General features: G+C 70.4%; 14 protein-coding genes and 1 tRNA gene. 8 read left to right on the top strand and 7 right to left on the bottom strand.

Going from position 1 to position 15,062, the window contains the following annotated elements; translation table 11 throughout:
• Positions 1 to 180: 180 nt before the first annotated feature.
• The 3 genes from ACILR4_RS11645 to ACILR4_RS11655 all read right to left on the bottom strand — a co-directional run bounded on the left by ACILR4_RS11645 (position 181) and on the right by ACILR4_RS11655 (position 1,766).
• Positions 181 to 1,086 (bottom strand): trypsin-like peptidase domain-containing protein, encoded by a 906-nt coding sequence (locus ACILR4_RS11645; RefSeq protein ID WP_395701018.1) that lies wholly within the window; start codon positions 1,084 to 1,086, stop codon positions 181 to 183.
• A gap of 229 nt (positions 1,087 to 1,315) precedes the next feature.
• Positions 1,316 to 1,392 (bottom strand) — tRNA-Ile (locus tag ACILR4_RS11650).
• Positions 1,383 to 1,766, bottom strand: a complete 384-nt coding sequence (locus ACILR4_RS11655; protein WP_395701019.1) for a DUF2917 domain-containing protein — start codon at positions 1,764 to 1,766, stop codon at positions 1,383 to 1,385. Before ACILR4_RS11655 ends, ACILR4_RS11650 begins: the two co-directional genes overlap by 10 nt.
• A gap of 118 nt (positions 1,767 to 1,884) precedes the next feature.
• On the opposite strand from ACILR4_RS11655, the gene ACILR4_RS11660 reads away from it, so the two are divergent.
• Positions 1,885 to 2,814, top strand: coding sequence for a LysR substrate-binding domain-containing protein (locus ACILR4_RS11660; RefSeq protein ID WP_395701020.1), 930 nt, complete (start codon positions 1,885 to 1,887; stop codon positions 2,812 to 2,814).
• 9 nt (positions 2,815 to 2,823) lie between these two features.
• Here ACILR4_RS11660 and hrcA read toward each other — a convergent pair whose 3' ends face one another.
• Positions 2,824 to 3,855: a heat-inducible transcriptional repressor HrcA gene (hrcA, locus tag ACILR4_RS11665; RefSeq protein WP_395701021.1), complete on the bottom strand. Its 1,032-nt coding sequence runs from the start codon at positions 3,853 to 3,855 to the stop codon at positions 2,824 to 2,826.
• Between the two features lie 102 nt (positions 3,856 to 3,957).
• Between hrcA and ACILR4_RS11670 the strand changes: the two genes are divergently transcribed.
• From ACILR4_RS11670 to ACILR4_RS11685, 4 genes are read left to right on the top strand one after another with little or no spacing between them, the layout of a single operon-like run.
• Entirely contained in the window at positions 3,958 to 4,833 is an 876-nt protein-coding gene (locus tag ACILR4_RS11670) for an NAD kinase (RefSeq protein WP_395701022.1), read from the top strand.
• 25 nt (positions 4,834 to 4,858) lie between these two features.
• Positions 4,859 to 6,562 carry a DNA repair protein RecN gene (gene recN / locus ACILR4_RS11675; RefSeq protein WP_395701023.1) on the top strand — a complete coding sequence of 568 codons (1,704 nt, stop codon included), beginning with the start codon at positions 4,859 to 4,861 and terminating at the stop codon, positions 6,560 to 6,562.
• On the top strand, positions 6,559 to 7,458 hold the full coding sequence (rapZ, locus tag ACILR4_RS11680; RefSeq protein WP_395701024.1) for an RNase adapter RapZ: 900 nt from the start codon (positions 6,559 to 6,561) through the stop codon (positions 7,456 to 7,458). The genes recN and rapZ overlap by 4 nt, the downstream gene beginning before the upstream one ends.
• Positions 7,455 to 8,075 (top strand): LON peptidase substrate-binding domain-containing protein, encoded by a 621-nt coding sequence (locus ACILR4_RS11685; protein ID WP_395701025.1) that lies wholly within the window; start codon positions 7,455 to 7,457, stop codon positions 8,073 to 8,075. The genes rapZ and ACILR4_RS11685 overlap by 4 nt, the downstream gene beginning before the upstream one ends.
• Before the next feature lie 19 nt (positions 8,076 to 8,094).
• Here ACILR4_RS11685 and mutY read toward each other — a convergent pair whose 3' ends face one another.
• The 3 genes from mutY to mutM all read right to left on the bottom strand — a co-directional run bounded on the left by mutY (position 8,095) and on the right by mutM (position 12,071).
• Positions 8,095 to 9,147: an A/G-specific adenine glycosylase gene (gene mutY / locus ACILR4_RS11690; protein WP_395701026.1), complete on the bottom strand. Its 1,053-nt coding sequence runs from the start codon at positions 9,145 to 9,147 to the stop codon at positions 8,095 to 8,097.
• Positions 9,144 to 11,150 carry a dynamin family protein gene (locus ACILR4_RS11695; RefSeq protein ID WP_395701027.1) on the bottom strand — a complete coding sequence of 669 codons (2,007 nt, stop codon included), beginning with the start codon at positions 11,148 to 11,150 and terminating at the stop codon, positions 9,144 to 9,146. Before ACILR4_RS11695 ends, mutY begins: the two co-directional genes overlap by 4 nt.
• A gap of 93 nt (positions 11,151 to 11,243) precedes the next feature.
• On the bottom strand, positions 11,244 to 12,071 hold the full coding sequence (mutM, locus tag ACILR4_RS11700; RefSeq protein ID WP_395701028.1) for a bifunctional DNA-formamidopyrimidine glycosylase/DNA-(apurinic or apyrimidinic site) lyase: 828 nt from the start codon (positions 12,069 to 12,071) through the stop codon (positions 11,244 to 11,246).
• 51 nt (positions 12,072 to 12,122) lie between these two features.
• Between mutM and ACILR4_RS11705 the strand changes: the two genes are divergently transcribed.
• From ACILR4_RS11705 to ispE, 3 genes are all read left to right on the top strand, one after another.
• Positions 12,123 to 13,913: a tetratricopeptide repeat protein gene (locus ACILR4_RS11705; RefSeq protein WP_395701029.1), complete on the top strand. Its 1,791-nt coding sequence runs from the start codon at positions 12,123 to 12,125 to the stop codon at positions 13,911 to 13,913.
• A complete protein-coding gene (locus tag ACILR4_RS11710) occupies positions 13,910 to 14,437 on the top strand; it encodes an outer membrane lipoprotein LolB (RefSeq protein ID WP_395701030.1) in 528 nt (175 codons plus the stop codon). The genes ACILR4_RS11705 and ACILR4_RS11710 overlap by 4 nt, the downstream gene beginning before the upstream one ends.
• The coding region (gene ispE, locus ACILR4_RS11715; RefSeq protein ID WP_395701031.1) for a 4-(cytidine 5'-diphospho)-2-C-methyl-D-erythritol kinase at positions 14,434 to 15,062 on the top strand (629 nt) is incomplete at its 3' end. The genes ACILR4_RS11710 and ispE, both read left to right, overlap by 4 nt.

The following is a 15,062-nucleotide window of genomic DNA, read 5'->3' on the forward strand; positions in this document are numbered from 1 at the left end:
CCATGTAGAAGCTTTGACGATCACGACCGCGAGCGAGGCTGGCGACAACCCCCGGGGGTCCTAGAAGCGGATGGCCCGTCCGATGGGGGTCGTTGTGTCGTAGGCCGCTCCTCGAAGTCTTCTCTTATAGGGCGAAGGGTTGAGGCAGCAGGCAGTGTGCCCCATCGCTGTCCGCATGGATCACGCCCGAGACCTCAGGCGATAGTCCCCGTCGGGCAGGGCCTCGATGCTGAAACGGTCCATGCCGCCGACGGCCGAAGGGAGGTTGCCAAGCTTCATAGCGTCCAGCACCGCAATGGTGGGAGCGTCTCGAGGCGCAGGCACATACTGCGGCATGCGCAACGCTATCGCCGGCCAGGAGCAACCAACAAGTGAGGAGCCGGGCTGGCGCTGGTCAATTCCCGGGTGATACGGGTCGAGGTCCGCGCAGACGACACCGCACGCCGCAATCGGTTCACCGTCCCTCGGCACATAGACGTATCCACCGCTGGCTCCGCCAGGTGCCGGAATGGTTGTCATGAAGCACGGCCAGCGGTATTGGTTGTAGCCATCCGGATGTACGGAGGTCACAACGCCCCGCCTGATGCTGACTCGGCGATTGATCCGCATGACTTGCCCGGCCCCATCTCGCTTTTGAGGTGGGACCAACTCTTCTGCGCTCTGCTCGTCGATGGAGACCATGTGCACAACCTCTCCCACCGCTGGCACCGCCATGTCCAGCAAAACGCTTGATGGCTTGAAAGGTGGTGGGGCTACAGGCTGCGGCTCGACGACACAAAGGGCAAGATCGGATGATCGGTTGAAAGAGGCCCAGGCGACATTCAGCGGCCCAGCTGAATCGGTGCCCATCCAAATGACCTTCAAACGCGCCGGGTCGAGCGTTGGCAGGCTCTGGCTCTCGGGAACGAACAGGGCCGACAGTGCGTGACGCGCATGCGGAGTCTGGATCGTATGGACGCCATCGAGCACGTGCTTGGCAGTGATGACTACCGCAAGGTCATCTGCGGCGCCAATGACGAAGCCGGTGCCTACCGTTGTCTGCCCTGTGACCGACCTGTCCTTGTCGAACGCTAGGAACGTGACCAACGTAGGTCGATGCCTATCAACCTCACCCGGGTTGACACCCGCCAGCTCTATCCAGCTACGTCCTAGAGGGTCCCCTGGAAGCGCGAAAGACATCGAGTCGCCGGCCTGTATCGCAGAGGGCACCAGCTATCAGTGCCACTAGCCCTACCGACCAGCATATGGTGACCGGTATGGTGACTAGTTCGCCCGCCACGGAACCCTCATGAGTGGACTTACTGCACGCTTTCACTGGTAGGCCGTGTTGGACTTGAACCAACGACCAAAGGATTATGAGTCCTCTGCTCTGACCAACTGAGCTAACGGCCCGCAGCGTGCTGCGGCGCGGATTGTAGGTGGCGGGCCAGCGTGGCCAGCGTCTCGCCCAGGCTGGCCAGCAGCCGGCCCAGCCAGTTGCCGTTGACGGCGCCGACGCGGTGCCAGCGCAGCGGCTGGCGGCTCAGCACCACCAGGCAGCCATCGCGCAGCGCCGAGACGTTGACGATGCCGGCGCGCTCGGCGCGGTGCACCTGGCCCACGTCCACCAGCACGTCGCGCTGCTCGCCGTCGACCGTCAGCCACAGGGTGCCGCAATCGCTGCGCAGGCGATCACCGGGCTGCAGTTCCAGCGCGACCAGGTCGCCGCGGCCCAGTGTCATCGCGCTGTGCAGCGCCGGCGTCCGGGGGCGGACGGGCGGGACCACTGTCAGATGCCTTGCGTTCATGGTCGGACTCCAATGCGTGTTGACGATGAGGTGATTCCACAGGAGGACGAGCGCAAAATCCAACGACAAATTCGCCCTGTTGGCATGCGCCAGACTCATGGATAGCCCGCTCGCCCGCCTGCCGCCGCTGGACCTGCTGCGCGGTTTCGTCGCCGTGGCCCGGCGCGGCAGCGTGACGCTGGCGGCGGAGGACCTGTTCCTCACGCAGTCGGCCATCAGCCGGCAGATCCGCGGGCTGGAGGAGCACCTGGGGCGGCCGCTGTTCCACCGTCGCCACCGCGCGCTCGAGCTCACGCTCGACGGCGAACGCCTGTTCCGCATCGCCGATGCCTGGCTGACGCAACTGGGCGACCAGATCGAGGCACTGCGCCAGCGCAGCGGCGAGCAGCCGGTGACGCTGACCTCGACCATCGGCCTGGTCTCGCTGTGGCTGCTGCCACGATTGGGCGATTTCCAGGCCAGCCATCCGAAGGTGGACGTGCGGGTCGGTGCGCACAACCGCGTGGTCGACCTGGAGCGCGAATCCGTGGACCTGGCGCTGCGCTACGGCCCGGCCGACCAGGATCCGCAAGGCAGGCTCAGGCTGTTCGACGAGCACATCGTGCCAGTGGCCAGCCCGGCGCTGGGGCTGGCGCCGGTGTTCGAGGACAACGCGCTGGCCCGCGTCACCCTGCTGGAATACGACGAGCTCTCGCGCCCCTGGCTGCGCTGGCCCGAGTGGACGGCGCCGCTGGGCCTGCCGCCGCTGAAGCCGCGGGCACGGCTAGGCTTCAACCAGTACGACCAGGTGATCTTCGCCGCGCTGGCCGGCCACGGCCTGGCGCTGGGCCGCTGGCCGCTGGTGGCACAGCTGGTGGCCGATGGCCGGCTGGTGGCGCTGCGCACGCGCGGCCAACCGCTGGCCGCTGACTTTGCGTATTGGCTGGTCCAGCGCCGCGGCGGCGACTCGCCGGCGCGGCAGCAGCTCGTGCAGTGGTTGGTCGACGAGGCCGCACGCACCCGGGCGCTGGCGCCGCCGGGCCGATGACGCCGCGGATCAGCCCTTGGGCGTGGACAACGCGTTGCCCACCAGCCGCGAGGTGATGTCCACCAGCTGGATCATGCGGTCGTAGGCCATGCGGGTGGGCCCGATCACCCCCAGCGTGCCGACGATGCGGCCGTCCACTTCGTAGGGCGCCGAGACGACCGAGAGCTCCTCGTAGGGCACCACGCCCGATTCGCCGCCGATGTAGATGCGCACGCCTTCGGCGCGGCTGGAGTTCTCGAGCAGGCGCATCAGCTCGGTCTTCTGCTCGAACAGGTTGAACATCTTGCGCAGCGAGCCCAGGTCGTTGCCGAAGTCCTGCACGCCCAGCAGGTTGCGCTCGCCGGACACCACCACCTGGCCGGTGTCGTCGCCGAGCACGTCGTTGCCCGGCTGGACCGCCGCCTTCATCAGCAGCGCGATCTCGTCGCGCAGCGAATCGATCTCGGTGCGCAGGCGCTGCCGCACCTCATCGATTGCCAGCCCGGCGTAGTGGTTGTTGAGCAGCGCGGTGGCCTCCGCCAGCTCGGCCTGCGTGTAGTCGCGCTGCGTGAAGATCACGCGGTTCTGCACGTCGCCATCGGTCGACACCAGGATCACCAGCACCCGCTTCTCGCCCAGGCGCAGGAACTCGATGTGGTGGAACATGCTGGCCCGCTTCGGCGTGGTGACGACGCCAACGAACTGCGACAGGTTGGACAGCAGCTGGGCCGCCTGGGCGATGACCCGCTGCGGCTGGTCCGGGTGCAGCTGCTCGCGCACACCGGCGATGTCGGGCGGGGCATGCTGCAGGTCGATCGGCCGCGCGGTCAGCATCGTGTCGACGAACACGCGGTAGCCGCGCGGCGTGGGCACGCGGCCGGCCGAGGTATGGGGGCTGGCGATCAGGCCCATCTCTTCCAGGTCGGCCATCACGTTGCGAATGGTGGCCGCCGACAGTTCCAGCCCCGAGGCACGCGACAAGGTGCGCGAGCCCACCGGCTGGCCGTCGGCGATGTAGCGTTCGACCAGGGTCTTCAGCAGGCTGCGGGCGCGCTCGTCCATGGAGATTTTCATTGTACGGACGCCGCGCGTGCCGTCCCACGCCCTGGGGGCGCCATGCCACATCGCTGTGGTGTAATCCGCCGCATTCCCCCGCTTCCCGCTATGGCACGACGTTTCCACCACGCCGCGCTGGTCGGCAAATACCAGGCCGACGGTATCCGGCCGGTGCTCGAAGAGATTGCCGGCTTCCTGACGCGCGAGGGCCTGGAGGTCTCGTTCGAGCAGCAGACCGCGCAGAACACCGGCGTGGCCGAGTACGACGCACTCACGCCGGAGCAGATCGGTGCGCGCTGCGACCTGGCCGTGGTGGTCGGCGGCGACGGCACGATGCTGGGCTTTGCGCGCGAACTGGCGCGCTACGGCGTGCCGCTGGTGGGCATCAACCAGGGGCGGTTGGGCTTCATCACCGACGTGCCGATCGGCCAGTTCCGCGAAGCACTCGCGCCCATGCTGGCGGGCGACTTCGAGGAAGAGCATCGCAGCATGCTCGAAAGCGAAGTCTGGCGCGACGACCACCGCATCTTCGAAGGTCTGTCGATGAACGACGTGGTCGTCAGCCGCGGTGCCACGGCCGGCATGGTCGAGCTGCGGGTGGACATCGGCGAGGAGTTCGTCGCGAACATCCGGGCCGACGGCCTGATCGTCGCGTCGCCCACCGGCTCCACCGCCTATTCGCTGTCGGCCGGCGGCCCCATCCTGCACCCGGGCATTGCCGGCTGGGTGCTGGTGCCGATCGCCTCGCACACCATCTCGAACCGGCCGATCGTGCTGCCCGACAGCGGCGAGGTCCGCATCACCGTGGTGGCCGGGCGCGATGCGTCGGCCAATTTCGACATGCAGCGCCTGGCCAGCCTGCTGCACGGCGACCAGGTGCGCGTGCAGCGCTCGGCCCACAAGGTGCGCTTCCTGCACCCGCGCGGCTGGAGCTACTACGCCACGCTGCGGCGCAAGCTGCGCTGGTACGAGGGAGTGGTGTAGTGAACTGCCCGCAGGGGGAGCCCTGATGCTCCGGCGCCTGACGCTGCGCGATTTCGTGATCGTGCCGACGCTCGAACTCGACTTCCACGCCGGCTTCTCGGTGCTGACCGGCGAGACCGGCGCGGGCAAGTCGATCCTGATCGACGCCCTGCAGCTGGCACTGGGCAGCCGCGGCGATGCGGGTATGGTGCGCGAAGGCGCATCGCGCGCCGAGGTCAGCGCCGAGTTCGATGTGCCGGCCACGCTGGGCCACTGGCTCGAGGAGGCCGGCTTCGAGGCCGAGGACACGCTGCTGCTGCGCCGGACCATCGACGCGCAGGGCAAGAGCCGCGCCTGGATCAATGGCAGCGCGGCCACCGTGACGCAGCTGCGCGAGCTGGCCGACCAGCTGCTGGACATCCACGGCCAGCACGCCTGGCAGGGCCTGACGCGGCCGGCCGCCACGCGCGAACTGCTCGACGGCCAGGCCGGCATCGACACCCGCCCGCTGGCGGAGGCCTTTGCCGCACGCAAGGCCGCCGCCGAAGCCCTGGAGCGGGCCCGCGAGCGCAGCGACGAGATCCTGCGCGAACGCGAGCGCCTGGCCTGGCAGATCGGCGAACTCGACAAGCTGGCACCGGCCGAAGGCGAGTGGGCCGAGCTCAGTGCCGAGCACCAGCGCCTGGCCCATGCGCAATCGCTGATCGACGCGGCGCGGCTGGCGCTGGACGCCATCAGCGACGGCGAGACGCATGCCGAAGGCCTGGCCGCCCGCGCGCTCGACGCGCTGCAGGACGTGGCCGGGCACGATGCCGCGCGGCTGCAGCCGGTGATCGAGGTGCTGCAGGGCGCGCTGGTGCAGCTGCAGGACGCCGCGCACACGCTGAACAGCTACCTCGGCCATGCCGAGCTCGACCCCGACCGCCTGGCCGAGGTCGACGCGCGCCTGTCGGCCTGGATGAGCCTGGCGCGCCGCTACCGCCGCCCGCCCGAGGAGCTGCCCTCGCTGCTGGCGCAATGGCGCGCGGAACTGCAGGCCCTGGAACAGGCCACCGACCTGGCCGCGCTCGAGCAGGCCCTGGCCGCTGCAGACAAGGGTTATCACGCCGAGGCGAAACAGGTCACTGCCGCGCGGCAGCGGGCGGCCGCGTCGCTGTCCACCGCCGTGACCCAGGCCATGCAGACCCTGGGCATGGCCGGCGGCCGCTTCGAAGTGCAGCTGCCGGCCGTCGCCGCGCCGCAGAGCTTCGGCCTGGAGTCGGTGGAGTTCGCGGTGGCGGGCCACGCCGGCAGCACGCCGCGGCCGCTGGCCAAGGTGGCCTCGGGCGGCGAGCTCTCGCGGCTGGCCTTGGCGATCGCGGTCACCACGGTGCGTGCCGGCGGGGGCGCGGCGACGCTGATCTTCGACGAGATCGACGCCGGCATCGGCGGCGCCGTGGGCGACACCGTCGGCGCGCTGATGAAGCAGCTGGGCCGCGAACGCCAGGTGCTGGCCGTCACCCACCTGGCGCAGGTCGCCGCCTGCGCCGACCAGCACTACGTCGTGTCGAAGTCGCAGCGCGGCGGGCAGACCGCCAGCGCGGTGCAGCCGGTCGTCGGCGAGGCGCGCGTGGCCGAGGTGGCACGCATGCTCGGCGGCGAGCGCATGGCCGGCACCAGCCTGGCGCATGCGCAGGCCATGCTGCAGGCCGCGCCGCCCTTGCCGCCACCGCCCTCCGCTTCGCCGGCCCGGCGCCGCACGCAGGCATGAGCGAGACCACGCCAGGCCCCGCGGTCCGCCCGCGCGAGCTGGTGCTGATCACCGGCATCTCCGGCTCGGGCAAGTCGGTGGCGCTGCATGCGCTGGAGGACGCCGGCTACTTCTGCGTCGACAACCTGCCGCCCGAGCTGCTGCGCGACTACATGCGCCTGGAGCACGAGCGCTACACCGAGCGCGTGGCGATTGCGGTGGACGTGCGCGCGGCCAAGTCGCTGCCGGCGCTGGTGCCGCTGATCTTCGAGCTGCGCGGTGAAGGCGTGACGATACGGCCGCTCTTTTTGGATGCCAGCACCGACACGCTGCTGCGCCGCTTCTCGGAAACCCGGCGCCCGCACCCCTTGAGCCAGCCGGGCAGCATTGGCGAGCCGCAGCATGCGTTGGTCGAAGCCATCGAGCTCGAACGCCTGCTGCTGGCCGAGCTGCGCGAGGTCTCCACCGTCATCGACACCAGCACGCTGCGCCCGGCCGGCCTGCGCGCGCAGGTGCGCGACCTGGTGGCCGCGCCGCACGACCGGCTGACGCTGGTGTTCGAATCCTTCGCGTTCAAGTACGGCGTGCCGCTGGATGCCGACTACGTGTTCGACGTGCGCATGCTGCCGAACCCGTACTACGTGCGCGAGCTGCGCCCGCTGTCCGGACGCGATGCGCCGGTGGCCCAGTACCTGGGCGAACAGCCCGAGGCCGGCGAGATGCTGGCGCAGATCGAAGCCTTCCTGCGCCGCTGGCTGCCGGCGCTGGCCACCGACCAGCGCGCGTACGTCACCGTGGCCATTGGCTGCACCGGCGGCCAGCACCGTTCGGTCTACATCGTTGAACAACTGAGCCAGCGCTTTGCGGGCCACGGTGCTACGCTGGTGCGACACCGTGAACTGGATGCGATCGATTGACTGAGCTGCCGGCCCTGCCGCTGTTCCCGCTGCAAACCGTGCTGTTCCCGGGCGGGCTGCTGAGCCTGAAGGTGTTCGAGGCGCGGTATCTCGACCTGGTGAGTCGCTGCCTGCGCGAGAACACCGCCTTCGGCGTGGTCTGCCTCAACCAGGGCTCGGACCTGCGGCAAACCGGCAACGAGCGCGTGCGCTTCGAGCCGGTGGGCGTGCTGGCGACGCTGCAAAGCGTGGATGCCGAGCAGCCCGGCATCCTGCGCGTGCGCTGCCTGGGCGGCCAGCGCTTTCGGGCCGGCACGCCGCGCGAGCAGTCCGACGGCCTGTGGATGGCCGATGTCCGCGTGATCGATGCCGACGCACCGCTGGCACCGCCGCCGGAATTGTCTGCCACGGTCGTGGCGCTGTCGCATGCCATCGAATCGCTGCGCGCCCAGGGCCATGTGCCCTTCACCGAGCCGTTCCACATGGACGACGCCGGCTGGGTGGCCAACCGCTGGTGCGAGATCCTGCCGATCTCGCTGGCCGCCAAGCAGAAGCTGATGGAACTGCAGGAACCCGCGCTGCGGCTGAAGCTGGTCGACGAGTTCCTGCGCGGCAAGGGCGTGGTGCAGGACCGCTGAGCGCGGCCGCGCCGGGCGCTCAGGCGGGCAGTTGCTCGATCAGCCGCCGCACCGGCGCCGGCAGTCCGAGTGCCAGCACATCCGACCGCGCGTGCCAGCGCCCCGCCGGCAGGGCGGCTTCGATGCGCTGGCGGGCAGCTGCCGCGGTACGCGCCGGCAGGGCCCAGTGCCAGGGCTTGAGCCGCCAATCGAAGTGCGTCAGCACATGGGTCAGGGCGGGCCAGGGCTGCGCCTGGCCCGGGCCCTGGGACGTCAACGCCAGCAGCGCGTCGTCGTCCTCGAAGTCCGGCACGCTCCACAGGCCGGCCCAGACGCCCGTCTGCGGCCGCTGCACCAGCCACAGCTGATCGGCGCGCGTCAGCAGCAGCAGGCTGTTGCTGCGCTGGCCGCGCTTGAGCTTGCGGGTCTTCACCGGGTAGGCCTCGGGCTCGCCCGCGGCCCGCGCGACGCAGGGCTCGGCCCAGGGGCACAGCAGGCAGGCCGGTCGGCGCGCACTGCACAGCGTGGCACCCAGGTCCATCAGGCCCTGCGTGTAGGCCTCCACGTCCTGCGCAGGCACCAGCGCCTGGGCCTGCTGCCACAGCGCGCGCTCGTGGCGCGGCTCGGCCAGGTCGTCGCCGAAACCCAGCACCCGCGTCAGCACGCGCTTGACGTTGCCGTCGAGGATGGCCACCTGCTCGCCGAAGCAGAAGGCGGCAATGGCCGCCGCGGTCGAGCGCCCGATGCCGGGCAACTCGGCCAGCGCGCTGCTGCTGCGCGGAAACGCGCCCCCGTGCTCGGCCACCACCACCTGCGCACAACGGTGCAGATTGCGGGCCCGGCTGTAGTAGCCGAGGCCGCTCCACAGCGCCAGCACGTCATCCTGCGGCGCAGCGGCGAGGCTCGCGACATCGGGAAAGCGCTGCAGGAAGCGCGGGTAGTAGGCGAGCACGGTGCTGACCTGGGTCTGCTGCAGCATGATTTCCGACAGCCACACCCGGTAGGGATCACGCGTGTTCTGCCACGGCAGGTCGTGCCGGCCATGGCTGCGCTGCCAGGCCACCAGCCGGGCGGCCAGCGAAGCCGCCGTCATGCGGCGCCGCGCGATACCTGCCCGGCGGCCGAATGCACCAGCGACAAGCGCGGCCCGGTGCTTTCCGAGGCCGCCGCTTCGGCACGCGGCGGCGAGGCGGCCAGGATGCGCAGCGCATCGACTGCGGCATCGATGCGTTCGCCGGCCTGTTGCAGCCGCTGGTCCTGCGACTCGACTTCGGCGATGCGCTGCTCCAGCTCGCCCTCGGCCGCCTGGATGCGGTTGAAGGCCTCGCGCCGGTGCTGCAGGCTGCGGCGACGCTCACGCAGCTGCGATTCGAGCTGCGTGCCGGCCGTCTTGCTCCACAGCTCGATCTCGACCGCGGCGTTCTCGAACACCACGCGCAGGCGCGACAGCAGCACCTGCAGGAACTGCGACAGGAAGCCGGGCTCCGACAGGCGCCACAGCTTGGTGATGCCGAAGTAGCGGCTGTAGCTGGCCTCGATGCGTTGCAGCTCGCGGCGGTAGCCATCGAGCTGCGGCTTCGGCGACGCGGCCAGCGCGAAGCCGAAGTCGGCATTCAGCTGGCGGTGGCTGGCAGCCAGCATCTGGTCGAGTTCGTCGATGGCCTTGTCGACCTCGTCGAACACGCCGCGCAGCCGCTCGCCCAGACGGGCAAAGGCCTTGCCGGCACCAAGCTTGAAGAAGCTGGCCTCGCTGTCGCTCTGCATGCGGGCGATCTCGGCTCGCACGCGGTCGGCCGACAGCAGGCGCAGCAGCTCGCGCAGGTGGCGTGCCTGCACCGTGCGCAGCGCCGCCAGCCGCGGCATGCATTGCTCGAAGCTGGTGGCATCGGTTTCGAAGCGGCGGCTCATCAGCTGCAGCTTCGCGCTGCTCTTGCCGCGCAGGCCCCGCAGGTCCAGCAGTTGTTCGGTCACCTGGCGGCGGCGGTCGGCCACGCGGCGCAGCGCGCGCTGCTGCAGCACCAGCACGCCGTCTTCAACCATGCGGCCGATCACCGCGCTGCGTTGCGGCAGCAGTTCGCTGGCCAGCGCATGCTCGAGCGCCGGCAGACCGCCGTCGGCCTGCGTCTCGGCATTGCCGAGCCGGGCCATCAAGGCCTCGCGCGCGGACATCGGGAACACGCGCTGCAGCGGGATGCCCAGGGTCTCGGACACCGAGGCGCATTGCTGCCGCACCTGGGCCTGCACCTGCGCGGCATCCAGCAGCGGATCGTTCAGGATGTCGATCTTGTTCAGCACGACGAAGCGCTCGAGCGAGCGGTCGCCCAGGTGGTCGCGCCAGATCGACAGGTCGGAGCGCGTTACGCCGGTGTCGGCGGCAAGCAGGAACACGATGGCATGGGCCGACGGCAGCAGGCCCAGCGTGAGCTCGGGCTCGGCACCGATCGCATTCAGCCCCGGCGTGTCCACCACCACGAGGCCGCGCTTGAGCAGCGGATGCGGGTAGTTGATCAGCGCGTGGCGCCAGGCAGGAATCTCGACCTGGTCGTGCTCGTCACGCGGCGGGTTGTCTTCGGGATGCTCGTCGTCCCACAGCCCCAGTTCGCGCGCCTCGCCCATCGAGACGCGCTGGGTCCGCGTGACCTCCTCGAGCACCGCGGCCAGCGCGGCGGGATCGCTGACCGGCAGCACGTGGTGCTGCCACAGCTCGCTGCGCTGGCGCAACGCGGAGACGGGCTGCCCGCCGCGCCGCGTGCCGATCGGCAGCAGCGACAGCAGGGGCGACTCTTGCGGATCCCACGCCAGCTCGACCGGGCACATCGTCGTTCGCCCCGGCGTGGCCGGCAGCACGCGGCGGCCGTTGTCGGCGAAGAACAGCGCGTTGATCAGCTCCGACTTGCCACGCGAGAACTCGGCCACGAAGGCCAGCACCAGGCGATCGGAGGCCAGGCGCTGGCGCAGGCCGGCGGCCAGCGCGGCGCCATCGGCATCAAGCAGGTCCTGGTCGGTCAGCAGCGTGCCGAAGAGCTCGATGCGACGATCGAGGCTGCGCCGCCATTCGGCCAGCGAATCGAGATCACGCGACAGGGTCGTGGACATGGGGAGCGCACCGCCTAGGATGGAGTCCATCCTAGCGCACGCGCCGCGGCACTTTTTCTCGCTTTGTCGGCGCCCGTGCTCGCACGCCACGCATCAGCGGCGCTGGCAATGCGGGCAGAAGAACGTGGAGCGCTGGCCCTGCACGATGCGCCGGATCGGCCCGCCGCAATGGCCGCAGGGCTGGCCCTCGCGACCGTAGACCAGCGCCTGCTCCTGGAATGCGCCGCTCATGCCATGCGCGTCGCGGAAATCGCGCAGGGTCGAACCGCCCAGCGAGATGGCCTGCGCCAGGGTCTGCCGCAACGCGGCCAGCAGCTTCTCGCTGCGCGGGCGGCTGATCTTGTCGCAGCGCGCGCGCGGATCGATGCCCGCCCGGAACAGCGCTTCGCTGACGTAGATGTTGCCGGCCCCGACGATCAGTTCGCCCGACAGCAGGGCCGCCTTGATCGTCGTGCGCCGCGCGCGCAGCGAGCGGTGGAACGCCGCAGGCGTCAGGGCCGGATCGAAGGGCTCCGGCCCGAGCCGCGCCAGCAACTGGGCGGCCGGGGCCACGTCGATGGCGTCGGACCAGACGATGGCACCGAAGCGCCGCGGATCGGTCAGCCGCAGCGTGCCGCGGTCGGTGACGAGCTCGAAGTGGTCGTGCAGTCCAGCCGGCGGCGGAGCGTCCGCCAGGTTCAGCGAGCCGGACATGCCCAGGTGCATCAGCAGCCCGCCGGCATCGTCGGCGCCCTGCAGCGGCAGCCAGAGGTACTTGCCGCGCCGGCTCATCGCGCCGATGCGCAACCCGTGCAGCCGCTCGGGCGGACAGCCCAGCGGCCAGCGCAGTGGCTTGCCCAGGCGCGCCGCGGTGACGCGACCACCGTTCAGGCGGTCGGCCAGCGTGATGCGTGTCACTTCGACCTCAGGCAACTCGGGCATTCGGGAATTATGGGCCGCCAATAGAATCAGACCCTGTTTGTAGGAGCGACGATGGCCGACCGGAAAGCCCGCACCAGCGGCATGCGGCGATGGATCGCGGCGGCGGCTGCCGCTGCGTTGTGCACGCCGGGGGCGTGGGCGCAGGCGCCGAGCGAACCCAGCAATTCGGCGCTCGACGAAGCCCTGTTCTACCAGCTGCTGATCGGCGAGTTCGAGCTCTCGGCCGGCCTGGCCGGCACGGCATTCCAGGTGCTGCTGGACGCCGCCCGTCGCACCGGTGACGACGGGCTCTACCAACGCTGCGTCGACATCGCGCGGCAGGCCGGCGCCGGCGAACAGGCGCTGGTGGCCACGCGTGCCTGGCGCCAGGCCAAACCCAAGTCGGTCGAGGCGATGCGCTATGAAGCGCAGATCCTGCTGGGCCTGGGCCGGGTGCCGGACATGGCGGCGCCGCTGTCGAGCTGGCTGGCCGCCACGCCGGTGATCGAGCGGCCGGCCCTGATTGCCGCCCTGCCCCGGCTGCTGCAGCGCGTGTCTGACCGCCAGCAGGCGCTGGCGCTGGTCGAGCAGGTGCTGGAACCCTATCGCAACGACGCCAGCACCCGCGGCGCGGCGCTGGTGGCGCTGGGTCGCGCGAACTTCGCCGCGGGCCAGAGCGCGCCGGCGGCAGACCTGGCACGCCAGGCCCAGGCGCTCGAGCCCAAGGCGATCGGCCCCGCGCTGCTGGCGCTGGACATGCTGCCCGGACCCGCAGAGACCGAACGCATCCTCACCGACTACCTGGCACTGCCCGACAGCGAGCCCGCGGTGCGCCTGGCCTATGTGCGCATGCTGACGCAGTCGCAGCGCTATGCCGACGCCACGCAACAGCTCGAAGCGCTGACGCTGGCCCGACCGCAGGCGCCCGAGCCGTGGCTGTCGCTGGGGGCGTTGCGGCTGGAACTGAAGCGCCCACGCGAGGCCGAGACCGCCCTGCTGAAGTTCGTCGAGCTCGTCAACCAGTCCGCCGTGCCCGCGCCTGCGCCTGCGGCCAGCGCCGCTGAAGGCGACGATGACGATGCCACTGGCGGCGACCGCGGCCTGACGCAGGCCTGGCTGCTGCTGGCTCAGGCCGCCGAGCAACGGGGCGACCTGAAGGCCGCCGAAGCCTGGCTGGCGCGCATCGACAACCCCAAGCGTGCTCTGGAGGTGCAATCGCGCCGCGCCTCGCTGCTCCTGCGCCAGGGCAAGCTGAAGGAAGCGCGCGCGCTGATCCGCGCAGTGCCCGAGCGCCAGCCCGATGACGCGCGCGCCAAGCTCCTGGCCGAGGCCCAGTTGCTGCGCGACGCCAAGCGCTGGCGCGACGCGGCCGACCTGCTGGCCGACGCCAACAAGCGCTTCACCGACGACGTCGACCTGATCTACGAGCAGGCGATGGCCGAGGAGAAGATCGAACGCTTCCCCGAAATGGAGCGCCTGCTGCGCCGCGTGATCGCGCTGAAACCCGAGCATCCGCATGCGCACAATGCGCTGGGCTACTCGCTGGCCGACCGCAACCAGCGTCTGCCCGAGGCGCGCGAGCTGATCCGCAAGGCGCTCGATCTGTCGCCCGGGGATCCGTTCATCACCGACAGCCTCGGCTGGGTCGAATACCGCATGGGCAACCGCGACGAGGCCGCCCGCCTGCTGCGGCAGGCCTACCGCGCCAGGCCCGACACCGAGATCGCCGCCCACCTCGGCGAAGTGCTCTGGGCCATGGGCGAACGCGACGAAGCCCGCCGCATCTGGCAGGACGCCCGTGGCCGTGATGCCAACAACGAGGTGCTGCGCGAGACACTGGCGCGGCTCAAGGTCGGACTGTGACGTCCGCGCTGAGGCGCGGGCTGTGCGTCGCCGCGGCCAGCCTGCTGGCCGCCTGTGCGACGCCGCGCGCGACGGCGCCAGGTGAACTGCTCGCGGGCCGGCTTGCCGTGCGCATCGACAGCACGCCACCGCGCAGCGTGAGCGCCAGCTTCGAGCTCAGCGGCACTCCCCGCCAGGGCGAACTGGTGCTCAGCGGCCCGCTCGGCACCACCGCAGCCCAGGCGCGCTGGGCCCCCGGCGAGGCCAGCCTCGTCAGCGGCGGCCAGCGCAACGAATATCCCGACCTCGAGTCCTTGGCCGTCGACGCGCTGGGCGAGCGCATTCCGATCGCCGCATTGTTCGACTGGCTGCGCGGTCGCGCCTGGCCTGGCGCTGCGTCGCAGCCACGCAGCGATGGGGAAGCCGGCTTCGAGCAACTCGGCTGGCAGATCAGCCTGACCCGCTGGCAGGAAGGCTGGGTCGAGGCGCGGCGCCAGGCCGCACCGGTGGTCACGGTGCGCGCGAAGCTGGACAGCCCTTCGTGAGCCTGCGCGCGCTCTACGAGGTGCCGGCGCCGGCCAAGCTGAATCTCTTCCTGCACGTGATCGGCCGCCGTGCCGATGGCTATCACCTGCTGCAGTCGGTCTTCGTGCTGATCGACTGGTGCGACACGCTGCACTTCGAACGTCGCGACGACGGTCACCTGCAGCGTCACGACCTGGGGGCCGCCTTGCCGGAGGACGACCTGAGCCTGCGCGCCGCGCGCGCGCTGCAGGCGGCGAGTGGCTGCAGGTTCGGTGCCGACATTTCGCTGCTCAAGTCCGTGCCCTGGGGCGCCGGGCTGGGCGGCGGCAGCTCGGATGCGGCCAGCACCTTGCTTGCGCTGAACCGCCTGTGGGAGCTGCACTGGCCGCGCGAGCACCTGCTGCGCATCGCCCTGACGCTGGGCGCCGACGTGCCGTTCTTCATCGGCGGCCACAACGCATTCGTCGAAGGCATCGGCGAGCAGCTGCACCCGATGCCGTTGGCAGCGCAGCGCTTCGCCGTGGTCAAGCCGGCCGAATCGATTGCCACGCCTTCAATTTTTCGCAGCCCCTTGCTGCGACGCGATACGGAAGCTGCTATAGTCGCAGGCTTTCTCGCAGACACCCAGCTGCAGCAGAAGTTGAT

It is taken from the genome of Aquabacterium sp., from assembly GCF_044226965.1.
Lineage (GTDB): Bacteria > Pseudomonadota > Gammaproteobacteria > Burkholderiales > Burkholderiaceae_C > Pseudaquabacterium.